This is a genomic window from Teredinibacter haidensis (assembly GCF_014211975.1).
GTDB classification, from domain to species: Bacteria; Pseudomonadota; Gammaproteobacteria; order Pseudomonadales; family Cellvibrionaceae; genus Teredinibacter; species Teredinibacter haidensis.
Genome location: NZ_CP060084.1, coordinates 4,195,747 through 4,220,266 on the forward strand (window position 1 = coordinate 4,195,747; position 24,520 = coordinate 4,220,266).

Annotated in this window: 18 protein-coding genes; 11 read left to right on the forward strand and 7 right to left on the reverse strand. The window is 49.9% G+C overall.

Going from position 1 to position 24,520, the window contains the following annotated elements:
- Positions 1-2: 2 nt before the first annotated feature.
- Positions 3-695, reverse strand: coding sequence for a YggS family pyridoxal phosphate-dependent enzyme (locus H5715_RS17070; protein ID WP_075186258.1), 693 nt, complete (start codon positions 693-695; stop codon positions 3-5).
- Between the two features lie 122 nt (positions 696-817).
- Between H5715_RS17070 and H5715_RS17075 the strand changes: the two genes are divergently transcribed.
- Complete coding sequence (locus H5715_RS17075; RefSeq protein WP_075186257.1) at positions 818-1,852, forward strand: type IV pilus twitching motility protein PilT; 1,035 nt, start codon at positions 818-820, stop codon at positions 1,850-1,852.
- Positions 1,853-2,013: 161 nt separating this feature from the next.
- Complete coding sequence (locus tag H5715_RS17080) at positions 2,014-3,156, forward strand: PilT/PilU family type 4a pilus ATPase (protein ID WP_075186256.1); 1,143 nt, start codon at positions 2,014-2,016, stop codon at positions 3,154-3,156.
- Between the two features lie 112 nt (positions 3,157-3,268).
- Here H5715_RS17080 and ruvX read toward each other — a convergent pair whose 3' ends face one another.
- From ruvX to gshB, 4 genes are all read right to left on the reverse strand, one after another.
- Entirely contained in the window at positions 3,269-3,694 is a 426-nt protein-coding gene (gene ruvX / locus H5715_RS17085) for a Holliday junction resolvase RuvX (protein ID WP_075186255.1), read from the reverse strand.
- Positions 3,687-4,271, reverse strand: coding sequence for a YqgE/AlgH family protein (locus H5715_RS17090; protein WP_075186254.1), 585 nt, complete (start codon positions 4,269-4,271; stop codon positions 3,687-3,689). The genes ruvX and H5715_RS17090 overlap by 8 nt, the downstream gene beginning before the upstream one ends.
- Positions 4,272-4,336: 65 nt before the next feature.
- The gene (locus H5715_RS17095; protein ID WP_075186253.1) at positions 4,337-5,215 is read right to left on the reverse strand and encodes a TonB family protein; all 879 of its coding nucleotides are present in this window, start codon (positions 5,213-5,215) and stop codon (positions 4,337-4,339) included.
- Positions 5,216-5,223: 8 nt separating this feature from the next.
- Positions 5,224-6,180, reverse strand: coding sequence for a glutathione synthase (gene gshB / locus H5715_RS17100; protein ID WP_075186252.1), 957 nt, complete (start codon positions 6,178-6,180; stop codon positions 5,224-5,226).
- Positions 6,181-6,416: 236 nt separating this feature from the next.
- Here gshB and pilG point away from each other — a divergent pair, with 236 nt between their 5' ends.
- From pilG to H5715_RS17145, 9 genes are all read left to right on the forward strand, one after another.
- On the forward strand, positions 6,417-6,812 hold the full coding sequence (pilG, locus tag H5715_RS17105; RefSeq protein WP_075186251.1) for a twitching motility response regulator PilG: 396 nt from the start codon (positions 6,417-6,419) through the stop codon (positions 6,810-6,812).
- A 54-nt stretch (positions 6,813-6,866) separates the two neighbouring features.
- On the forward strand, positions 6,867-7,229 hold the full coding sequence (gene pilH, locus H5715_RS17110; protein ID WP_075186250.1) for a twitching motility response regulator PilH: 363 nt from the start codon (positions 6,867-6,869) through the stop codon (positions 7,227-7,229).
- A 74-nt stretch (positions 7,230-7,303) separates the two neighbouring features.
- On the forward strand, positions 7,304-7,843 hold the full coding sequence (locus H5715_RS17115) for a chemotaxis protein CheW (protein ID WP_075186249.1): 540 nt from the start codon (positions 7,304-7,306) through the stop codon (positions 7,841-7,843).
- Positions 7,844-8,010: 167 nt separating this feature from the next.
- Positions 8,011-10,269, forward strand: a complete 2,259-nt coding sequence (locus tag H5715_RS17120; RefSeq protein WP_075186248.1) for a methyl-accepting chemotaxis protein — start codon at positions 8,011-8,013, stop codon at positions 10,267-10,269.
- A gap of 21 nt (positions 10,270-10,290) precedes the next feature.
- Complete coding sequence (locus H5715_RS17125) at positions 10,291-11,151, forward strand: CheR family methyltransferase (RefSeq protein WP_075186247.1); 861 nt, start codon at positions 10,291-10,293, stop codon at positions 11,149-11,151.
- 42 nt (positions 11,152-11,193) lie between these two features.
- On the forward strand, positions 11,194-17,880 hold the full coding sequence (locus H5715_RS17130) for a hybrid sensor histidine kinase/response regulator (RefSeq protein WP_075186246.1): 6,687 nt from the start codon (positions 11,194-11,196) through the stop codon (positions 17,878-17,880).
- A gap of 11 nt (positions 17,881-17,891) precedes the next feature.
- Complete coding sequence (locus H5715_RS17135) at positions 17,892-18,812, forward strand: chemotaxis protein CheB (protein WP_246434802.1); 921 nt, start codon at positions 17,892-17,894, stop codon at positions 18,810-18,812.
- 50 nt (positions 18,813-18,862) lie between these two features.
- Entirely contained in the window at positions 18,863-19,354 is a 492-nt protein-coding gene (locus H5715_RS17140; protein ID WP_075186244.1) for a chemotaxis protein CheW, read from the forward strand.
- A gap of 33 nt (positions 19,355-19,387) precedes the next feature.
- On the forward strand, positions 19,388-20,446 hold the full coding sequence (locus H5715_RS17145) for a LacI family DNA-binding transcriptional regulator (protein WP_075186243.1): 1,059 nt from the start codon (positions 19,388-19,390) through the stop codon (positions 20,444-20,446).
- Positions 20,447-20,602: 156 nt separating this feature from the next.
- Here the strand turns inward: H5715_RS17145 and H5715_RS17150 are convergent, their stop codons facing one another.
- A complete protein-coding gene (locus H5715_RS17150) occupies positions 20,603-22,999 on the reverse strand; it encodes a glucan 1,4-alpha-glucosidase (protein WP_075186242.1) in 2,397 nt (798 codons plus the stop codon).
- Between the two features lie 12 nt (positions 23,000-23,011).
- Positions 23,012-24,484 carry an MFS transporter gene (locus tag H5715_RS17155; protein ID WP_075186241.1) on the reverse strand — a complete coding sequence of 491 codons (1,473 nt, stop codon included), beginning with the start codon at positions 24,482-24,484 and terminating at the stop codon, positions 23,012-23,014.
- Between the last annotated feature and the right edge of the window lie 36 nt (positions 24,485-24,520).

The window sequence follows — 24,520 nt, forward strand, 5'->3', positions numbered from 1 at the left end:
AGTTAGCTATTTCTCGGCCCAAACAGCGCTGTGCCCACACGTACAACGGTAGCCCCTTCGCCGATGGCGGCCTCCATATCGGTCGACATACCCATCGATAGAGTATCCATAGTGGAGAGGGTACTGTGCTTTTTCAAGGTTTGGTATAGGCTTCTCATACGTTGGAAAGCATCTGCGGACTGTTGCGGGTGGGAGGCAATTTGCGGAATTGCCATCAATCCTCGCAATTGAAGGTTGGGCATTGACGCGATTTGCAGGGCGGTTTCTTCCGCCTGCTCGGCGCTCGAGCCGGATTTACTCGGTTCGTTATCGATATTAATTTGCAGGCAGATATTGAGCGGGGCGGAGATAGGGTTGCGTTGATCGCTCAGGCGCTGAGCAATTTTTATGCGATCCACCGAGTGTACCCAGTGAAAATGGTCGGCAATTACTTTAGTTTTATTGCTTTGAATGGGGCCGATAAAATGCCACACAGCGTTGGGCAGGCGCAGGCGTTCAATTTTTGCCACCGCTTCCTGCACATAATTTTCGCCAAAATGGCGCAGCCCGGCCCGGTAGGCTTCGAGTAGCAGATCATCGGGTTGGCGCTTGCTAACGGCAAGTAATGTGATTTCCTGCGTATTTCTATTGGCGGCCGATGCCGCTTTTTCGATTCGTGTGTTAACTTCGGTTATCTTGTCCGAGATGTTATGCATATACTTATACTTAGTCTGAACTTGCACTGTTGCAAGTGCCTGACGCTAACGTCTTTCAATCGCATGTCGCCGTAAAAAACATTGGTCCGGCGCCATGGCAAAACGCTAACTAAGGGTCGTTTATGGATATTACTGAACTACTTGCTTTCTCCGCCAAGCAGGGTGCTTCTGATTTGCACTTGTCTGCTGGCCTACCGCCGATGATTCGTGTTGATGGCGATGTGCGTCGTATTAATTTGCCGCCGATGGAGCACAAGCAGGTTCACGGTCTGATCTACGAGATTATGAACGACAAGCAGCGTAAGGACTATGAAGAATTTCTGGAAACTGACTTTTCTTTCGAAGTTCCGGGTGTTGCCCGCTTTCGTGTGAACGCATTTAATCAGAATCGTGGTTCTGGTGCAGTATTTCGTACAATTCCATCCAAGGTGCTTACAATGGAGGAGTTGGGAATGGGGCAGGTATTCCGTGATGTCTCGTCTGTTCCGCGCGGGCTGGTCTTGGTTACTGGTCCAACGGGTTCTGGCAAGTCCACAACTCTTGCAGCGATGATCGATTTTATCAACGAGAATAAATACCACCATGTTCTCACCATCGAAGACCCCATCGAATTTGTGCATGAGAGCAAAAAATGCCTGGTAAACCAGCGTGAAGTTCATCGCGACACCCTCGGTTTTGCCGAAGCGCTGCGCTCTGCTTTGCGTGAAGACCCGGATATTATTCTGGTGGGTGAAATGCGAGATTTGGAAACGATTCGTTTGGCGCTGACCGCAGCCGAAACAGGCCACCTAGTATTTGGCACCTTACACACCACTTCGGCGGCAAAAACCGTGGACCGCATTGTGGACGTATTTCCGGCGAACGAAAAATCCATGGTGCGTTCCATGCTATCGGAATCGCTGGAAGCGGTTGTTTCGCAAACGTTGATGAAACGCACTGGCGGTGGTCGCGTAGCCGCGCACGAAATTATGCGTGGTACACCGGCTATTCGTAACCTTATTCGCGAGGATAAAGTTGCGCAGATGTATTCTGCTATTCAAACCGGTGGAGCCATCGGTATGCAGACCATGGATCAGTGTTTGGCCGATATGGTCGAACGCCGAATCATTGCTCGGGATGTGGCAAAAGAGAAAGCCAAGATGCCCGATAATTTTTAACCTGTGTGTATTAGCCGAGGGGGCAATGGTGGGTATCCTTGCCCTACCCTGTCGGTGAGTTTGCATCATCTGATGTCAATCCCGCTTTCGTAGAAAGAGTAAGAATCAGATAGTATTTGTCCGCAACTTGTTAACTAAAAAAGCTGTTTTAAGGAATCCCTATGGATTTTGATCGTTTGTTGTCATTGATGGTAGAAAAAGGCGCTTCGGATTTATTTATTACCGCTGGCGTGCCACCTTCTATGAAGCTTCACGGTAAGATTGTTCCGGTGACTTCCACACCGATGTCTCCGGAAAAATCCCGCGAAACGGTGTTGAGCGTAATGAACGAAAAACAGCGCAAGGAGTTTATGGAAACCAAGGAGCTTAACTTCGCGATCAGTGCGCGAGGAGTTGGGCGCTTTCGTGCCAGTGCTTTCTATCAGCGCAATTTGGCCGGTATGGTCTTGCGACGAATTGAAACGACGATCCCAAAAATTGATGACCTCGGCTTACCCGAAGTGATTAAAGAGCTAGCTATGGTTAAACGAGGGCTGGTGTTGTTTGTGGGTGCGACCGGCACGGGTAAATCGACTTCGTTGGCGGCGATGGTGGGCCACCGCAACCGTAATTCCAGGGGGCACATTATCTCCATCGAAGACCCGATCGAATTTATTCACCAGCATGAGGGTTGTGTGATTACCCAGCGCGAAGTGGGAATTGACACGGAATCATTTGAGGTGGCGCTGAAAAACACTTTGCGGCAGGCCCCAGACGTGATTCTGATAGGCGAGGTTCGCGCCCGGGAAACGATGGATCACGCTATTGCCTTTGCAGAAACTGGTCATCTTTGCTTGTGTACCCTTCATGCCAACAACGCCAACCAGGCGTTGGATCGCATTATTCACTTCTTCCCCGCTGACAGGCACTCGCAATTGTGGATGGATTTGTCGCTGAATCTGCGAGCTATTGTTGCTCAACAGCTAATTCCTACGCCGGACGGTATGGGCCGTCGTGCCTGTCTGGAGGTTTTCCTGAATACCCCCCTGGCACAGGATTTAATTCGCAAAGGCAATGTGCATGAGCTGAAAGAGCTGATGAAAAAGTCCACAGAGCTGGGTATGCAGACCTTTGATCAGGCGCTATACGATTTGTACGATTCCGGTGAGATTACCTACGAAGATGCGCTCTCCCATGCAGATTCGCCCAACGATCTACGCTTGATGATAAAGTTAGGCTCTGAAAGCGATGCCGAATATTTATCCAACGCGGCAGATGAATTGAGTATTCAGGAGGATGAATCCAATCGTTCTAGGCGCTTCTAGCAATAGGTTAGCGCAGCAAGCACCCCAGCACATCTGTGCTGGTATCGCGCTAGATGGGAGATGACGAGCACCGGTCGCTTTCTTGGTCTTGGGGTTAGCCTCTCGCAACAAACTACGTGTTCATCCAGTTTTCCAAAATAATCCGTGCAGCGAGCGAGTCGATAGGTTTTTGCCGGTAGTTGCCTTTGTGGCCGGAGGCGTGAGCTTCCGCTTTCGCTTCGCGCGTCGTCAGACGTTCATCGGCAAATTCAACCTTATAGCCAAAACGGCCGGTTATGCGGTTGCCAAATTTGCGTGCCCGGCGGGTCATTTCCATTTCGCTGCCGTCCATATTGACGGGCAAGCCAACAACGACAAGCTGTGGATTCCACTCGTTCAGCAGGGCCTCTAACTGCTTCCAGTCGGGAATGCCCTCTTTGGCGGGAAGGGGAGAGAGCTCGCTCGCCGATTGTGTAAGGGTTTGCCCTGTAGCAACACCAATATTGCGGGTGCCGAAGTCAAAAGCGAGCAGTGTTTGAGGAGGGATTGTTTCAGGCATGTCCGGCCGTGGATGAAATCAGGTTGAGGTCGATACCCAGTTGTTTTGCCGTTGCTGACCAGCGTTCATCAACGGGGGTGTCGAAAATGATGCCGGTGTCAGCAGGCACGATAAGCCAGGAGTTTGCGTTAATTTCGTCTTCCAGCTGACCGGCACTCCAGCCAGCATAGCCTAGCGCAAACTGAGCGTGTTTGGGGCCTTCTTCTTTAGCGATGGCCGCGACAATATCACGAGACGCCGTCAGGCTGATTTCCGAGGTGATGCGCAGAGTAGACTCCCAGGTACCTTCATCCCGGTGTAGGACAAAGCCTCGCTGCATATTTACCGGCCCACCGGCCAATACGGGGTAGTTGCCAAGCTGGGCGTGGTAGTCAATTTGCAGTTGGTCGAACACATCGCCCAGTCGCAGGTTCAAGGGTTGGTTAATAACAATGCCCATGGCGCCCTGCTCACTGTGGTCACAAACATAGGTAACCGAATGGGAAAAAATAGGGTCGGTGAGGTTAGGCATGGCGATCAGAAAATGATCGCGCAGGCTATCGGGAATATCGACATTGTTCCAAGGGCTATCGCTCATAATTTCAGTATGATGTTAGGGCGAAATAATTCAAGGCCCGAAATGTAAAAAACCGATTAACGGGCCTAATTCGACGTGCTGAGTCCCGTGATCTGAAAGCGCCAGGTGCGGATAATTTCTAGTTGATCGGCGCCTTTGCTAATTTCCGGTGGAAAGCGCTCGAAGGGGGCTGCGAGGCGAACAATTTGCAGGGCGGCATCATCCAGCACTTTGTGGCCGGAAGACTGAGAGATATCGATATTTTCTATGCCACCATTACTGTTAATCCTTACTGCTAGACGCAATTGGCCGAATATGTTGTTATTGAGTGCTTCTTGGGGAAAGTTCTCGTTGCCTATAAATTCTATTTTCTGTTGCCAGCTGTTCAGGTAAGCCGCGTCATGGGCTGATTTGGTTGATACCGAAATCAGTCGCCGAATACGTGGCTTATTGGCTTCTTCCCATTTTTCTCGCGCCAGCTTCGCTTGCAGGCTCGCATATTCCGGATTAAAGAGCGGTGCGTCCATATCAAGACCCTTCTTCTCTTCCTGGGTTACCGATTTTTCGGGGTCCGGGTTCTTGTTTGTGCGCCTGTCCTTGAGCTGTTTGGTTGAGAGAATCTGTGTCTTGTGGCGGCTTTCGGTGGTGGCTCTCTGCTGCGCCTCGGGTTTTATGTCGCGAATAGTGGTATCGGCGATTTTCGCCAGATCGCGGGTGGTAATCTCTTTCACCTGGTCGCCGGTGCCGCTGGCCTGCTGGTTGTGTTGCGCCAGAAAATCTGCTGTGTCCGGCGCAATATTATCCTTGTGTGTAGCTAGGGTAATATTGAGGGTGGGCGCAATCTTCTGGCCGCTATTCACCGCAAAGCTGAATCCGAAAATAATCATGGCGTGAATAGCGGCGGCCATAAACAGGGTAAAGCTCAGGCGGTCACCGCTGGTGGCCTCGGGGTAAGTGGTGGACATAATGCTCTTTAGTTTGATCGCTTTGCTTCGATGGCTGTTATCAATTTCTCGCCAATTTTAGTATCAAAGGCCTTGTCTATTTCACGTACACAGGTTGGACTGGTTACGTTAATTTCAGTGAGATAATCGCCAATAATATCGAGGCCGACGAACATTAACCCTTTTTCGACCAGTGTTGGTGCGACCTGGTCGACAATCCAACGGTCGCGATCACTTAAAGGTTGGGCAAGCCCGCTGCCGCCTGCGGCGAGATTACCCCGAGTTTCACCGGCCGCTGGTATGCGCGCGAGGCAGTAGGGAATCGGTTCGCCATTAACGACGAGTACCCGCTTATCTCCGTTACTGATATCGGGAATAAACTGCTGGGCCATAATAAAACTGGTACCCATTTCAGTGAGTGTTTCGAGAATAACACTGACATTGGGGTCGTCTTGTCTGCAGCGGAATATACCGGTACCGCCCATGCCATCCAATGGTTTAAAAATGACATCACCGTGCTTTTGGTGAAACTCGCGAAGCTGTTGCGCATCCCGGCTGACAATAACCGGTGAGCAGCACTGGGGAAATTGCGTGGCAAAGACCTTTTCGTTGCAGTCGCGTAAGCTTTGGGGTCGATTGACTATCAGGGTTCCTTGCTGCTCGGCCCGCTCAAGTATATAGGTGGCGTAGATATACTGATTATCGAAGGGCGGATCTTTGCGCATCAAGACTACATCAAGGTCTGCGAGGGGCGTTTGTTGAGGCTCGCCCAGCTCATACCAGCGGTTTTTGTCTTCAAATACGGAGAGTGTGCAGATATTGGCGTGTGCTTCACCCTTATCGAGGCTTAAATCGCTCAGTTCCATATAATAAAGGGCGTGGCCGCGTGACTGGGCGGCCAGTAGCAGCGCCAGTGTTGTATCCTTTAAATAATGAATGGTGGATATAGGGTCCATGACCACACCGATGGAAAGCTGCTTGTTCACTGACTGACTCCGGGGAATATGAAAACGAGATTGGCGAAAGCTGAAATATTAGACGATTATAAGAGGTACTCGTTAAAAATTGATAGTTTTGATTCTCCGTATGATTTTCGTAGAATTCTATTTTTTTCAAGCGGTTATAGATTACACTGCAAAACTATGTTAAAAGTTGCCTCATACTATAGTAAGTGTGTGGCGCTATACTTCTCATCCTTAAGACGAATAAGCAAGGTCACTTTATGGACGTCAATTTAGAGCACTTGAAGGTGATGGTTATCGATGACAGTAAAACCATCCGTCGAACTGCTGAAACGCTATTGAAAAAGGTGGGTTGCACGGTTGTGACTGCCACAGATGGCTTTGATGCCCTGGCAAAAATCGCCGATACCCGTCCTAATATTATTTTTGTTGATATTATGATGCCCCGCTTGGACGGCTACCAAACTTGCGCATTAATAAAAAATAACAGTGAATTCAAATCTACCCCCGTCATTATGCTCTCCAGTAAAGATGGCCTTTTTGATAAGGCGAAAGGGCGTATCGTGGGTTCAGACCAGTATCTAACCAAGCCATTCAGCAAGGGCGAGCTGATTGGTGCTATTGAAGCGCACGTAAAAGTCGCGCGAGCTAGTTAAGTTAACGGATCGAACCATTAAACCTTTGTGTGCCGAATAACCTGCGGGGGAAGTATGGCAAAAGTACTGATTGTTGATGACTCACCAACAGAGACATACAAATTAACGGGTATGTTGGAAAAGAACGGACACGCTGTTATTACTGCGATAAATGGTGAGGACGGTGTAGCCACCGCCAAAGCCGAGCTGCCCGATTTAATTTTGATGGATATCGTAATGCCGGGACTGAACGGCTTTCAGGCAACTCGTCAGCTGAGTAAAGCCCCTGAAACAACGCATATTCCCGTTATTATCGTAACGACCAAAGATCAGGAAACTGACCGCGTTTGGGGTATGCGTCAGGGTGCGAAAGCCTACCTAACCAAGCCAATCGACGAAAAAGAGCTACTGGCTACCATCGCCAAAGTGGGCGGTTAAACAGACTTATCGGAAACAGATGATCGCATGCAGTATTGCATTAAGTGGGAAATAGAACGGCGGGGATCTTCCGAATGAGTCGAACAGCCTTCCAGGCTTTGGTCGAGCTGGCGAAGAAGAGTCGTCAGTCCGCGCGAGGGTTGCCATCCAGGCAGAATACAGCTCCCCGTTGGAGCGGCATTGGCTTTTCTATTCTAGGTCAGCGTTTTGTTGCGCCCATGAATCACGTGGCAGAATTGATGGAAGTGCCTAGTTCGACGCGTTTGCCCGGTGTGCATTCGTGGGTTTTGGGTTTGTCCAATGTTCGTGGGCGGCTGTTACCCATTTTTGATTTGCCCCACTTCTTTGGTGGTGCCATCAGCGGTAGCCGCAAGCACCACCGAGTGCTGGTGTTGGAAACCGATATCCTCTACAGCGGCATTGTGGTTGATAGGGCCTTTGGTATGCAGCACTTTAATTCGGACAGTTTTGGAGATTACACCGAAGCCCTGCCTGAAACGATGGAGGACTTTATTGATGGCTCATACAGAGACGCCGATGGTAAGGCCTGGCCCGTATTCAGTATGGCTAAACTGGCCGAAGATTCGAGATTTAACAACGCAGCGCTGGTGTAAGCCAGCGTTGTTTAGTAAAGACATTGGGCTAACCTTTTGCTTTTTTTAGAGCAGAGGTCAGCGCATCGTTAACGTTCCTCTGGTCTTTGACTCAGAAGGATTTTTTGCATTTCGGGACGCGCATCTGCGCGTTGGGTTAGAACCATACAATCGCTTGGGAGCGTCGTATGAAGAGTGATTCCGAGGGCCTTATCGCCCGGACAAAAGCCAATCCAGTACTAGCCAGCTTGGTAGTCGGGTTGATTATTCTGACAGCATTTGTTGGTGTGGTGATTTATCAGTTATTCACCAATGCAGAGCGTGATCAGGCCTACCTCCAGCACGCCAGTAACTTGCGTGCATCGTCTTTCCGTCTGGCATCGTTATCGCGGGACGCGACCTCTGGTAACGAAGAGGCTTTTGGACAGTTACAGGATGTAATGGCATCCATGGAGCGATCCTGGGCACAGCTTAAATCTGCCGACCCGCAAACGCGTAAAGTGCTTACCCGTCAACTGGCATCTTTCGAGGGTGTATGGGCGCGAGTAAAGCAAAATTCCCAGGTAATTACGGACAATAAAGACACCATTATCTTCCTTCATGATGTGGCGACCACCCTGAATGAATCGCTCCCGGAACTTCAGGCTGAACACAACAATATCGTAGAGATTCTTCTTGAAAACCGAGCACCAGCGGATCAGGTGTCGGTTGCTCAGATGCAGTCCTGGCGTGCGGAACGTATCGGTCGAAACGTGGACAAAATGCTTCGGGGTGGTGATGACGCCGACCGTGCAGCAGATCAGTTCAACCTCGATGCGAGCCTGTTTGGTAAAGTACTGGATGGTATGAAAGCAGGCGATATCGCCATGAGTATTTCGCGCGTAACGGACTCCGAAGCCATTTCCTCACTGGAAGAAATTTCCGAACTGTTTGAATTTGTAAGTGGTTCGGTACGGGAAATCTTCGAGGCGTCCCCAGCCCTGTTTAAAGGGCGCCAGGCAACGAACGAAATTCTTGATGACGGCCCGGAAATTCTGAATAACCTGAGTGCGCTGTCTGACCAGATAGTAGAGCTGCCCAATAACCGCAACTGGAACAACAATCTGCTAATGATTGTGGGTGCGGTCTGGTTGGTGTGTTTGATTTTAATTGGTTGGTCCTGGGTTCGGGGTACTAACCGACGCGCCAAGGCAACTGCAGAAACCAATGAGCGAAATCAGAACGCGATCTTGCGATTGCTGGATGAGCTGGCCGACCTCGCTGATGGTGACCTGACAACCACCGCAACGGTAACCGAAGATTTTACGGGTGCGATTGCCGACTCCGTTAACTACACCATCGACCAACTGCGTGTACTGGTATCGCGTATTAACGAAACCTCTCAACGGGTTGTGGACGGTTCGAAAGAAACGCAGCAAACCGCGTTGCACCTAGCTGAGGCTTCCGAGCACCAGGCTCAGGAAATTGCCGGGGCTTCCGCTGCGGTTAACGAGATGGCGGTTACCATCGACCAAGTATCGGCTAACGCGGCTGAGTCAGCCGGCGTTGCGGAGCGATCGGTATCGATCGCAAACAACGGTGCGAAGGTGGTGCAGAACACCATCCACGGCATGGATACCATTCGTGAACAGATTCAGGATACCTCGAAACGTATTAAACGACTGGGTGAGTCCTCCCAGGAAATTGGTGACATCGTATCGTTGATTAACGACATTGCCGACCAGACCAACATTCTTGCACTTAACGCAGCAATCCAGGCCTCTATGGCGGGTGACGCAGGACGAGGCTTTGCGGTGGTAGCGGATGAGGTTCAGCGACTTGCGGAACGTTCAGCGACAGCGACTAAGCAGATTGAGTCGTTAGTTAAGACGATTCAGAACGATACCAACGAAGCCGTAATTTCGATGGAGCAAACAACTTCGGAAGTGGTACGCGGAGCGCGCCTAGCACAGGATGCGGGTGTAGCTTTGGAAGAAATCGAGGCGGTATCGGCCAGCTTGGCGGAGTTGATTCAAAACATCTCCAACGCTGCACGTCAGCAGGCCTCATCAGCAGGTCATATTTCTAACACGATGAACGTGATTCAGGAAATCACTTCACAAACATCTGCCGGTACTAACGCTACTGCGGCCTCGATTGGTAATCTCTCCGAGATGGCAATTGAATTGCGAGGCTCGGTAACGGGCTTCAAGCTGCCTGACGATATGGCCGCACGAGCGAATGATGACAACTACGATATGGATGTTGAGGCGGATTCCGATATTGCAGCTGAGCTGGGTGTCGACATTGATGAAGATCTCGATGTTGCCACGCTGGATGAGGAGGATGTTGTAGATCTCTCCCTTGATGATGCGCTGGACGACGATGATGCCGACCCTACGCTACTTCACGATTTTGCCAGTGAAGTGGATGAGGATGATAAAAAAAGCGTTGGCATTAACGTCTAACGCGACTACTGGTTGAGCTTCATGATTTGGTCTTTACAGGCGGCTCCCGATCTTTCAGACAAGCAATTTGATCTATGGAGCAAATTGCTCGAGGATCGGGCGGGTATTTGTCTCAGCGATCAGCAGCGCGTGTTCCTGCAAACACAGGTCACCATGCGCATGCGCGAGCTGGGACACTCTGATTATTCGCAGTATTACAACCGTGTTGTTGACGGTGTCTCCGGGATGATGGAATGGTCGGTTTTGATCGACCGCCTGGTGGTAAAAGAAACCAGTTTTTTTCGCCATCGCCCCTCTATTAATTGTGTTCGCACCTACATGGAAGAGCAGATTGCCAGCCAGAAAATGGCTGACTCTTTCGAGGTGTGGAGCGTTGGTTGTTCCTCCGGTGAGGAACCCTATTCCCTCTCGATGGTGATCAACGACACCTACGATAGCGCGAAACTTGATCCCTACTACGGCGTTACCGCCACAGATATTAGTCGAGCGGCCTTAACCATTGCTCGTAACGGTATCTATCCGCAGAGAAAAGTGGAAATGATGGAGCCGGATATCCGACAGCGCTATTTCACCCAGCAGGATAACGGGCGTTATCAAGTTTCTCCGGAGCTGCAGGATCGGGTGTGTTTTAACCACGCCAATGTGCTCAATATCAATGAAATGCCAAACATTATGCAGGATGTGATTTTCTGTCAAAACCTGCTGATCTATTTCCGTCGCTGGTTACGTCACGAAATTATGAATGCGTTTGTGGAACGTTTGAAACCGGGAGGTTTATTAGTGGTTGGTTTGGGAGAAGTGGTCGATTGGACCCATCCAGAAATGGTGAGAGCGCCCGTCGATGAAGTACAGGCATACATAAAAAAAGTGGCGGCAGCGTAATGCGGTTGTCTGATACAAACCTAGCGGTGCAGGGCTCCATCTATGGGTGATAAACGTAATTTTGCAGCGTTGGATTGGGTTGTTGGGGAGATCAGTGAAACTCTCAAAGATGCCCACCAAGCGTTAGAAGCTTTTGTGGAAGACCCAAGGGATTCCACACGCATACGTTTCTGCCTGACTCATATCCACCAAGTGCATGGCAGTCTGCAAATGGTTGAGTTCCACGGGGCATCATTGCTGGCTGAAGAAATGGAGCAGCTGGCACAGGCACTGATGGACAATCAGGTTACCAGTGTGCCCGAAGCGCAGGAAGTACTGATGCGCTCGCTGCTGCAGTTGCCTATTTATCTCGATCGTATCCGAGGGCAAAAAGAAGATAATCCCGGGTTGGTTCTGCCTTTACTTAACGACTTGCGTGCAGTGCGCAATCAAAGCTACCTCAGTGAAACCAATCTGTTTGCTCCCAACCTGCAGATTGTTAAAGAGCTCTATGGTAGCCGGCACCCCATTACCCAAGACAAGGCCAAACTCGCACAGGTTTTGAAAAAACTCAGGGAGATGTACCAGTTTGCCGCCGCAAGCGTACTACGGGAAATTAAAGTTGAGGAGAACCTCAACTATCTAGACAAAGTATTCAGCCGAATGGAAGCCCTTACTCAGGGAACGGCGTGTTTTCCCATGTGGGAAGTGTCAGCGGCCCTGATTGAAGGCCTGTTGCGCGGTGATATTGAATTGAGCGTTGCCGTTCGTGGGTTGCTTCGCCACCTGGCTCGGGAGCTGCGCGTTTTGGGGGAGAAAGCCCCGGGTGCATTGGATTTTATGCCCCGCGAAAACCTGCTGAAAAATTTGTTGTACTACGTTGCCAGAGCAGAGAGCGGCGGCAAAAAAGTTAATCGTGTAAAACAGCGATACAGTTTGTCTGAAGCTTTGCTAGACGGTGTCAGTATCGGCGATGAGGGCTCCAGTGATTCCCTCTCTGCGCCAGATCCCGAAGCGATTCGTTCAGTGGTTGTGGCCCTCAATGATGAGATCAACTCCATCAAGAATGTGCTCGACCTTTCTCTATCGGGCCACGGTTCACCGGAAGATTTAAAAGAAGTCTTGCCTATCGTTAAGCGTGTAGCCGACACGCTTGCGGTGCTGGGTATTGGTGATCTGCGCAAACAGGTCAATATTCAAGCCGCCATGCTGGAAGAACTCAGTCAGCAGAATAGTTTTGATGAAGCTCGGCTATTGGATGTGGCCGGTAAAATAATAGAAATCGAACACCGTCTCGAAGCGATCGCCAAGGTTGTGGGCACCAACCGAGATCTGGCCAGTGTCAACGAGCGTGAAGTAGAGATCGACCAGGCTAAAGTCACAGTACTTAAAGAATGTCAGCATGGCCTGGAGCAGGCGAAAGATGCCATTGTCGAATATATTTCTTCCAAATGGGATAAAAGCCACCTGCTAAATGTGGGTAGCCTGTTACACAATATTCGCGGTGGTTTGGATATGATTCCACTGCCGCGCCCGGCTGCGATACTGGGATCTTGTAGTTTGTATATTCAGGAACAGTTATTGAATCGCGAAGGACAGCCGGGTTGGGAAGCATTGGATACCCTGGCCGATGCGATTGCCAGCCTGGAGTATTACCTTGAGCGCTTGTTGGGTGATATGGAGGAAGATACCGAATCGCTTCTGGATGTGGCTGAAAGCAGCGTTGCAACTCTGGGTTACCCTATCGATGGAAGTGGTGTTACCGCCAATGCACCGGTAGATACGGTTGAACCGCCTCAGGTTGATGAGATACAAGAAATTATCGCGGCTCCGCCCGCTCCGACGGAAGAGTCGGTTTTTACTGCAGAACCCGTTACAGAGGAGCCCACTGCAGAAGAGCCCATGGCCGAAGAGTTGCCGGTATCAGGTGCTGCACCTGAGCTGGAAGTGCTCGACGGTCAAACTGCGCCAGTGGCCTCAGTTGAAGAATTTACGGCTCCTGCAGAGGTATCTCTTGCCCAAATCAGTATCGATGACGACGCTGAAGAAAGTGATATCGACGATGAAATTATCGAAATTTTTATCGAAGAAGCGGGTGAAGTAAAAGAAACGCTAGACGAGTACGTTCCTCAGTGGAAAGCTAACCAGCAAGACCAGGACGCCCTGGTGGTTATCCGCCGAGCTTTCCATACCCTAAAAGGTAGCGGCCGTATGGTCGAAGCTTTTGATATTGGTGAGTTGGCCTGGACTATCGAAAATATGCTTAACCGCATTCTCGATAATAGTATTCGCGCCGAGGCGGCCCACAGTCACGTTATCGATTTGGCTATTAATCTACTGCCTTCGATGATTGACGATTTTGCTGCCAAGCGTCGTTGCTCACAAAAGGCCTTGGCCGAGCAGTATATGGCTTGGGCGAAATCCCTTTCTGAGGGAAAAACTCCCCCAGAGCTGGCAGCCGTGCCAGCGGGAGAGTCTATTCCGCTTCCCGATCTTAATGCTCAAGCGCCTGCCGCTGAGCCTGTTAGCGAAAGCAATCCCGTGGTTGCGGAGACAGAAGAGCCTCAAGCCGAGCTTGAAGATGATGAAGATTTCGTACTTCTGGAAATCTTTTCTTCTGAAGCGGCGGGACACTTGGCTACCATGGAAGCCTTTATTGCCCAAATGGAAGAGGAATCCCCTCTCTACGGGCCGCCCAGTGATGACTTCCAGCGTGCGCTGCATACCTTGAAGGGCAGTGCCAAAATGGCGCAGGTACTTCCAATTGCAGGTATTGCCGAGCCACTGGAAGCTTTTGCTAAAGAGCTTATTACATACCAGGTTGATATCAACGCAGACATCTTGCAGTTATATCGCGATGCGGTGAGCTACACGCGCGAGGCTTTGGGTCGTATCGACGCTCGCCGGACACTTGAAATTCCCAAGCAGGAACAGTTTGTCGCGCGCACCGCAGAGTTACGTGAACTGGCGGTCGGGCACCTCATTCGTCTTAAAGAGATGGAAAAAGACGGTCAGCAGAAGGTTGATCCTCGCTTACTCTCCATCTTTATGGCAGAGGAAATGAATCTGCTGCTGGATGCGGAACAGATAATTGGCGACTGGCAGGCCAGTGGAGATAGTCGTGGTCATATTGAGCCTGTGGTGCGGGAGCTTTCCACCCTGGGAACGGGCGCTCAGCAGGCCAACCTACCGGATATGGCTGGCCTGAGCGCACAGCTGTGTAAACTATATGAGCAGTACCAAGCCGGTCAATTGGAAGCCAATGACGACTTTTTTACTCTCCTTGGCGCCGGACACAATGCGTTGTTGGATATGGTCGATGCCGTAGCTGCAGGCCAAAATGTTGTACCGCCATCGGAAGAGACTACTTCTGCATTGGCCTCGCTGATTTACAGTGGCTCCAGAGTGACGGAACGTACTGACGATGTATCGGGAGCAGAAACCGAGATCATAACAACGGATGAGCCTTTTTCGGTCAGCGAAGAGGCTGAAAACGAAATATCCAGTCTGGGTGAAGAGGCGGTTGAGGAAGCGATTCTTAATTCAATCGTTGAAGAGATTGTCGAGCCGGAGCAGCTGTGGGGTGAATCCGCAGTAGAAGCTGAAGAAGAGTCTCCCCTCGAGCTAGAGTTTGGTGACGACGAACCGTTGCAGCCTGGGGAAGATGCTGATGAACTTCTAGACGAAGAGCAAAGTTTCTCCAGCGATGAACATACCTCAGAGCAGCAAATGGTTGACGGGTTTGTCGAAGGCGCCGATGGTATTGTTACAGAAGAATTAGAAGATGTCCTAGTCGTAGCAGAAGAGCTTGCGCCAACCGAGGAGCTTCCAGATGAAGAGCACGGTCTCTCCAGTGAAGATCATTCGTCAGGGCTGAAAGTTGCGAACGGTTTTGTCGAAGACGCCGGTAGCATTGTTACAGACGGATCAGAAGACTTATTTGTAGTGGAAAACCTCGTGTCAGGTGAGGAGCAGGGCAGCCTCGATACGATAGAAGCGCTTCCAGATGAAGAGCATGGTCTCTCCAGCGATGATAATTCGTCAGAGCTGCAAATGGCGAACGGTTTTGTCGAAGGCACCGATGGATCAGAAGACCTCCTTGTAACAGAGGCGCTTGTGGTAGACCCTGCGCCAACTGAGGAGCAGGACCTTCTCGGCACGACAGAAGAGCAGGGGGCGTCGGAGTCTGACGCCGTCGTTGAATTTGAACCGGAAGAGCCTGCGTTCGTGTCGCCAAACACTCCGGAGAGTCAGCCAGCTGCTGAAGTTGAGCCGGAAGTGACCCCGAGCTGGAAGACCATCCCGGGCCTACTGGACAATATTGACACAAGCCATGAAGACTACGACGAGGATATTGTCGACATCTTTTTGGAGGAAGCGAACGAGCTGATCGAAGAACTGGATGAGTCGGTTCATAGCTGGGAATCTGACTGGTCCGATGATTCCAGGCCAGAGCAGATCAAACGCGTATTGCATACTCTCAAAGGTGGCGCTCGTTTGGCGGGAATGGCCAATCTCGGTGAGCTTACCCACGAATATGAAAGCTTCCTGATCGCCACTGACCTCAGTGATTTGAACGATGGCTTCTTCCACAAGATGCACAGTTACCAGGATAGAGTGCTCAGTGGTGTTCGTGGCATTGAGAACTTTGTAGCGCAGGGTGGCGCCAGTGCGACAGCCGCGCCGGCAGAAATTTCCGGTGATGCTGAGCTGGACGCCCCGATTGCTCAAACCGAGGGAATCGCTGATCAACAACCAGAAAATAGTGCGGCAGAAGCAGGTCAGGAATCCAATGTTCTGCCCTTTATGCCTCGACCTAAATCCGCCGCTGAGGCAAGCCCTGGTGAATTTAACATGCCGGCGGTTAAAACAGGTGGTGGTGAGCAGGCACTCGTAAGCAAGCAAACCGGGCCACAAGAGGTCGTTAAAGTCTCGTCCGACCTGTTGGAAGAATTGGTAAACCTTGCGGGTGAAACCTCCATTAACCGTTCGCGTATCGAGCAACAGGTCAGCGACTTCTCTCATTCACTGGAAGATATCGATTCCACCATTGCCCGTTTACAGGAGCAGTTGCGCAGGCTAGATATTGAAACCGAAGCCCAGGTGCTCTTTCGCCAGGAGCAGATGGCGGAACACGAAGATTTCGACCCTTTGGAGATGGATCGCTACTCGCAATTACAGCAGCTCTCCCGCTCACTAATTGAGTCTGCGTCCGACTTGGTGGATCTGCGCCAAACCCTGACCGACAACATCCGCGATACCGAAACTCTGTTACTGCAACAGTCACGTATTAACACCACTCTACAGGAGGGTTTGATGCGTTCACGCATGGTACCTTTCTCTCGTTTGGTACCGCGCCTGCGCCGGATTGTTCGCCAGGTTGCGGGTGAGCTGGGCAAGAATGTCAGCTTCGAGCTGGACAATATTGAAGGTGAACTAGACCGTTCCGTGCTGGAGCGTCTGGTACCGCCATTGGAACACATGCTGCGCAATGCTGTGGATCACGGTATTGAACTGCCGGAAAAACGCATAGACGCCGCTAAACCCGAAACCGGTCGAATTGTCTTAACGCTGGGTCGCGAAGGTGGCGATGTTCTTCTGCGTTTGGCTGATGATGGTCGTGGTGTGGATTTGCGTCGTGTACGTGAAAAGGCGATCGAGCGTGGTTTGATGGCCGCGGATGCAGAGCTGAGCGATTTCGATATCATGCAGTTTGTACTGCACGCTGGTTTCAGTACTGCGGAAACGGTCACCCAGATCTCAGGCCGCGGTGTAGGTATGGACGTTGTAACGTCCGAGATCAAAGCCATGGGCGGTTCAGTGCTGATCAACTCCGAATGGGGGCGTGGCACTGAAGTTATTATTCGACTACCGTTTACCGTATCGGTTAATCGCGCGCTGATGGTTGAAATAGGTCTGGATAACTACGCGATTCCGCTGAACACCATTGAAGGTATTGTGCGTGTTAGTCCATTTGAGCTGGAACACTATTATTCTAGTGAAGATGCCCGCTTTGAATATGCCGGGGAAAACTACCAAGTGCGCTATCTGGGGACAATGCTCAACGCGGATATTCAGGCCAAACTGGAAGGTCAGGCATTGCCTCTTCCCGTGTTATTGGTGCGCTCCGCAGAAAGTACCATGGCCATTCAAGTGGATAACCTCTTAGGTAGCCGTGAAGTGGTTGTAAAGAGCCTGGGCTCGCAATTCAGTTCTGTGCAGGGGCTTTCGGGTGCTACTCTTATGGGTGACGGGAGTGTGGTTGTTATTCTCGACCCCCATGCATTGGTGCGTAAAGAAATTGCCAATGCCAATATTATTGAGTTGGACGGAGTAGCCGCTCTGAAGGCCGATGAAGTGCCGGAAGAGGTTGTTAAGACTATTATGGTCGTCGATGACTCGGTAACGGTACGCAAGGTGACATCACGCTTTTTAGAACGTGAAGGCTTTAATGTGATGACCGCCAAAGATGGTGTGGACGCACTGCGAACACTTCAGGATGAACTGCCAGATCTTATGCTGCTGGATATTGAAATGCCGCGTATGGATGGTTTTGAAGTCGCGAAAAATATTCGCACGACTAGTCGATGGAAGCACTTACCTATCATTATGATTACCTCTCGAACCGGTGATAAACATCGGGAGCATGCGATGGAACTGGGGGTGAATAAATATATGGGTAAACCCTATCAGGAGGATATGTTGCTCGAAGGAATAAACGATCTTTTGGCTAAAGCCGAAAAGGGCTAGCTGCATTGACTGTGCAGGCCCTGACATTTGGGCTGCTGGCCGAAACATCCGCCCAACTTGAAGACTTGACCGATTTGGTAAAGCGTTCCGGTCACGATATTGCTTTGTCCATTAAAGCCAGCAGTGGTTGCCTGGACAAGGTTCGGAATGTCGACGCTTGGGTTGTGCGTTTGGATTTACAGCATGACAAGTCAGAACATCTGATGGAAATTTTGGAATCTTTCGACGTGCCAGTCATTTATGACGATATCGAGAGTTACAACGAGCTGGGTGTTATTGAGCGAGTCACGCGGTTTTCAAGCAAAATACAATTGTGTGCCGGTACCTCAGCGCCACAAGGCTTGAGCAAACCGCGTGAAATTTGGGTGTTAGCAGCATCGACGGGTGGCCCGGAGGCTGTCGGCCGTTTCCTGAAGCATATTCCTGAGCATATGGATGGCGTTGCTTTTTTGTATGTACAGCATATCAATCCAGAAATTACACGTACATTGCAGAAAGCCTTACTACGCAATACTTGCTGGGCTGTTCTCGAATGCGAGCGTTCCCAGACAATGGTGGAAAAATGCATATACCTGGTGTCACCAGCGCATCAAATTGATCTCTACGAAACTAGAGTGATAGCCCCCATACCCGATCGCTGGGCAGGAAAATATCAGCCCTCTGCCGACCAAGTGATGGCCAAGGTTGCCAGAAGGTTTGGTAAAAATAGCGGCGCGATTATATTTTCCGGCATGGGCAACGATGGCTCTAGCAGCTGCCATTATATGAAAGGTTGTGGCGGTTTGATTTGGGCGCAGTCTCCATCAAGCTGCGCAGTAGATTCCATGCCTGTTTCAGCCTTGGGAACCGGAGCGGTGAGCTATCTTGGGTCGCCAGAGCAGCTGGCACGACAATTCGCAGAACGTCGACATCCGAAAGCAGCCTGCATGTAAACCGTATTACTGCAGCAACGAATAACTGACTATTTTAATGGGTAAAAAGCATGAGTGAAGGTGAAAGTAAGGTCGCTGTTATTTCGAGCAATACAGAAATTGCCTGTCTGCTAGTTCCTCTGCTGGACAATACATTAATTTTACCAACGGTGTCGGTGGCGGAAATGGCGTCCATGCAACCTATTGGCTCGCTTGAAAATTCACCCCCCTGGCTCCTGGGTTTTTACGAATGGCGCAACACCAAGGTACCGGTTATTTCTTATGAGGGTATCAGTGGTGGCCCGGTGACACCTCTGAATCCTCAGGGGCGAATGGCGGTGTTAAACAACACCGGCGTTAATTCCGAGTTGCCCTTTATTGCTATACCGACTCAAGGCATTCCGCGTATGGTTCGTGTGGCGGAGGCTGATATTTCTGAAAATACAGATCGTAATGCGCGGCCCTATGATGATATGCAGGTAAAGGTTGGCCTGGAAGAATTTACCCTGCCCGATGTGACGGCGTTAGAACAGGCATGCATTGATTCGGGCGTGGTAATTTAATCGGTTTCATCCTCCGTCTCGCGGACCAAGCCGTTGAAAGAAAATAGACCCACGTCATTTGATATTGCCTTTCTCGCCGGTGTATCGCAGCCAACCGTTTCTCGTGCGCTTCGAAACAGCTCGCTGGTGAGTAAACAAACGCGAGACAAAATTCAGGAAATTGCTCGACAGCTAAATTACAAAGTTGATATCAACGCACGCAACCTGCGATCAAAAACCACAAAAACCCTCGCGCTACTGTTTTGTGAAGACCCGGGTACCGGAACGTCTTTAATTAACCCTTTCTTCTTATCCATGCTGGGAAGCATTACTAAGGCCTCGGCGACTCGCGGCTATGATTTGCTTATTTCTTTTCAGCAGGACAGTGATGATTGGCAAGCTGATTTTGAAGATACTCATAAGGCCGACGGGATTATTTTCCTTGGTTATGGTGACTACACCACCTACATCGAAAAAATATCGGGCCTTCATAAAATGAACGCCCATTTTATTACTTGGGGCCCTGTGGTTGAGGGGCAGGCTGGCTACTTTATCGGTTGTGATAACGAAAATGGCTGCTACACAGCGGTAACACATTTGCTGGAATCTGGGCGCTCTAAAATCGCTTTTCTGGGCGGTATAACGGAAGATTCCCCCGAATTTCAGGCACGCTATCACGGCTATTGTCGCGCTATAAAAGAGCGTGGTTTAGCGGTTAACAAGCGCTTACAGATTTATGCGCAAACAACAGAAACGTCGGGTTTTGCAGCCGCGCAGCAATTGCTCAGTAGTGGTGAAAAATTTGATGCGATTGCAGGTGCGAGCGATCTGATTGCCATCGGGGCGATGAAAGCGTTGCAGGAAGCCCAGTTATTAATTCCGCAACAGATAGCTGTTGTCGGTTTTGATGATATACCGATAGCGGATTTTGCCAGCCCACCGCTGACAACTATCCAGCAGGATACGCAATTGGCCGGACAGTTACTGGTGGATAATCTTATTAAAGTGATAGAAGGTGAATCGATCAGCCAGCAAAAAATTGCCGGAAAATTAATTGTGCGGGAATCGTGTGGTGCCAAATGTGGTGGTAGGAGCTGCGTCGCAAAAGCCTAACGAGCCGCCAGGTTACGGTTAGCCCAACAGTGGTATGCAGGAATTTTTGTTGGTGCTGCCGCTTGTCGTTGGGCAATCAGACAGCCTATATCGCATGCTGTGTAAACCACAGATTACTTGAAAGCCCTGACGTACCCTGTTCAGGGTTTCGTCGCCCTATTTATTTTGATAGCGGGACACTACCGGAGGGTAGCTGTCCCATACGGCTTCGTCAGCAACAGACCGTAATAGCTTTACATATTCCGCGTGGGTCCAGGCGAGCGGTGTGGCCGAGTTGGTGCCCTCACCCATGGCGAAGTTATGAGCGGTATCGACGCCAACGCCATCCCAAACTTGCTCCGGCAACATCAAACCTTCGTTGGCAAAAAATTCCATCGCAGCGACAAACGTATTTTTTAAGTGCTCGGATGTGGCGCCTTTTGCAAGCTCATAGTGACCCCGTTCACCGGTAAAAAATGGCCATACCCTGCCGCGCTGCCCTGGGGTATGTTTACCGGTTTCGCTGTAAGCCTTCCCGGTGTCTTCGTCCTCCCCATAGCCGTCCATACCATAGCGACGCCAGCCCGGAAAAATGTAGCCATTAGTTTCGAAGCTGTATTTCACGCGATAATCATCTGCAATAGTTTCATCGTCCAGGTTTTCGATTGTGGATAATATATGAGGATCGTTTGCTGCACGAACGCCGTAGCGTACCAGTTCGAGAAAACCACCATCCAAAATGGCGTTTTCGCTGAGAACGCCTCGACCATTTCTATCGGCCAGCTTACCTTCGTCGTTGGGATTACTATTTTGCGTTATACGTAAGTAGTATTCGCTATTGCCGTCATCGCCCTGGTAACGGCCTTGTTTGGTATAGGTAAGGGCTTCAATGCTCTGTTCGTATTGATCGGCGGTCTGCAAAAATAAAGTTGCGGAATCACTGTCGCCCAAGTGTGATGCAATTTCGGCAGCCGATACCAGTCCGGTAACGGTAGCGGCTATGGATGATGGTGAATAGCCGCCCTGTTCTTCCCAGCGCTCCTGTTGAGTAAAAGGTGGCTTTACGGTTGCGGTATTCCAGTCCAAATTAACCGTGCCGCCTTCAATGAGAAAAGTAGCGGCATTTTTTAGCATGGTGTCGTACCAGTATTTTAGCGATTTATCAGAAAGTACATCTTGCTGCCAGAGCTTCCAACCCAGCATGATAGGCATGGCTGTCTGATCGAGTTGTACGGCGATCCATTCTAGCGTTCCATCGACATGTGTTTTTTGCAAAAACCAACCCGTTACCCCTTTGCTGCCTTTTGTATTTTTCGTTACCTGCACATTTTTTAGATACTGAAATGCAACGAGTGGTGTTTCGGTGTCGCCGAGTGCGAGAAAAGCCATGGCACATTGATAAAAATCTCGCGGCCAAACAGCTTTATAACCCGTGGAAAACTGAGCGGCGGAAACGGTATCGCCCCATGGGTTCGATAGCGATGCGATTAAAGCACCTGAGAACGTCTTATCTTCCTGTGCTTTTAACACCAATGCGCTGACGTTGAGCAATTTGCCGTTATCCGTGCTGCTAGGGCGGATTTCCTTCAGGCCGCTAAGTGATTCTAGGTAATCCTGCCAGCCTACCGCGCTACCTTCTCCATTATATTTCTGTAGAGATCGTTCGTATCCGTCATCAAGAGCCATAATTGCTGCTGCGACACTGTCGCTTTGCTGCTCACCGAAACCGATAACCACGTCGAAGGTTGTTGGCTGGTTCGCGCTGGTGGTAAGTTCGGCTCCCAGGGCAATATTTCCGCTCGCGTCGCCCGTGGAAGGATAAACCCAGTCCTGCTTGCCATCGACTAAATCACTTCGTAAATCAGATACGCCGACAAATCCTACGGTGGGATTGTGCCAACCTTTGTGTGAAACAATACTCATCGTAGTATTGCCTTCCTGCGCATGCAGACCCTCGCCATCTGTCCATGCGATATCACCTTCTCCTGTGTTGCCGATATGTGGATTGGCTTGCAGATAGAGTTTTAGGCCGGGAACATTGGGTGTAAAAACGATTCTATGAAAAACGGCTTGTGTATCGGGATGGGTAAAAATACTTTTTTCAATTATGTATAGACCATCCTTGTCGATATTAGTGATCTTATAGGCCAGTGATAGCGGTCGACCGGTACTATCCTTGTATAAATAATCGATGGACGAAATCGTATCGGTACTTTCGATATCGACAAAATTTTCGCCCACCACAACAAGTTGCATATCCTTTAACTGAGCTTCGTGTATTAACCCGTACATGGTTTCAGTGAGCACGCCATTGGCAATAGAAAACCATACTTTAGATACGTTACCTGTATCTGGGTTGCCACGGTGTTGCCCATTGACATAGCGCTCGTAAGACGTGCCGATACCGGATTTTCCTGAGAATGACCAGGTTGACGCGGTTCCGGGCGCGCCGGGCGCACTTGTTGAGTGTTGCACGAGTTTTTCCGCGCTATGTTCGCTGTTTTCTGAGCAGCTTAAAATTCCGGAGACAATCGTGGCGATCAAAAGGCTGGTGGGCAATCGGTTCTTGGTCATTGAATGTCCCTCTTAGGGTTCCGAGATTTTGAGTGTAAAAATGGCGGCGAGAATCCAAAATATGGCAGCGATAATATAGGCGTAGATAGCCTCGCCAGAAAAAAAAGATTTAATTAATAAGCCGAGAATACTGGCAGCTAGAAGCTGGGGGATAACAATAAAAAAATTAAATATGCCCATATACAGGCCCATTTTTCGCTGAGGAATACAATTAGCGAGCATCGCGTAGGGAAGCGATAGAATAGAGGCCCAGGCGAAGCCGATACCAATCATGGATACTACCAAATAATCCGGGTTACGAATAAACAGAAAAGAAATAAAGCCCACTGAGCCCAATAGCAGACAGATAAAATGCGTGATCTTTGAACCGAAACGGGTGGCCATTGACGATATCGCAAAAGCGGCTAGAGCCGCAAACCCATTATAGGCAGCAAATAAAACACCGACCCAATCGGCGCCATCGTTAAAGGCTTTTGAATTTGAATCAGAGGTGCCGAAGTGATAAGCCGTAATAGCGGGTGTGCTATAGATCCACATGGCAAATAGCGCGAACCAGGAAAAAAATTGCACCACAGCTAATTGCTGCATAACGCGAGGCATATTATTCAGATCATACAAAATATGAAAAAACGCGTTTTTGGTGACCTTGGCATCTTGCAAATATTTGGCAGCAGCGAGAAGTAGCCCATATATTAGTAGACCCAAACTGATAATGTAAAGTTCTGCCTTAAGTGACATAAGGTAGATAATACCGGTAGCGACGATACCAGTAATTATCCAGTAATATCGTTTAGCGCCTATTGCCTGGGCCTGTTGATATTCCGATTCGTCTGGCTTGCCGTAAAATAAATTCAGTTGCTCAGCCGAATATTCTTTACTACTGAACACTGTCCACATTACCGCGAGCAACAGAATAATAGCGCCAGTATAAAACGCATAGTGCACCGATGGAGGAAGCCCACCCGAGGAGGACGTATTGGATATGCCGAGCCAATTACTGAAAATCCAGGGTAGCGCGGAGGCAACAACAGCGCCGCAGCCAATAAAAAAGCTTTGCATCAGGTACCCGAGAGGGCGTTGATTTTCCGGGAGGTTGTCGCCAACAAACGCTCGGAAGGGCTCCATGGTGATATTGATAGAGGCATCCATAACCCATAGCATGCCGGCAGCGATCCATAAGGTTGGCGAGTGTGGCATTAGTAATAGTGCAACGGTTGTCAGGATTGCGCCGACAAAGAAGAAGGGGCGTCGGCGACCAAATCGCGATTGGGTATTGTCGCTGAAGTAGCCGACAATTGGTTGTACAAGCAAGCCAGTGAGAGGGGCTGCAATCCATAAAATAGGTATCTGATCGACTTCGGCGCCCAGTGTCTGAAAGATACGGCTAACGTTGGCATTTTGCAGGGCGAAACCAAACTGAATACCTAGAAAACCAAAACACATATTCCAAATTTGCCAAAAGCTCAGTGCTGGTTTTTGTTGCATGTTGTTTTCCTGTTTGACTAAAACCCAAAAAATCTA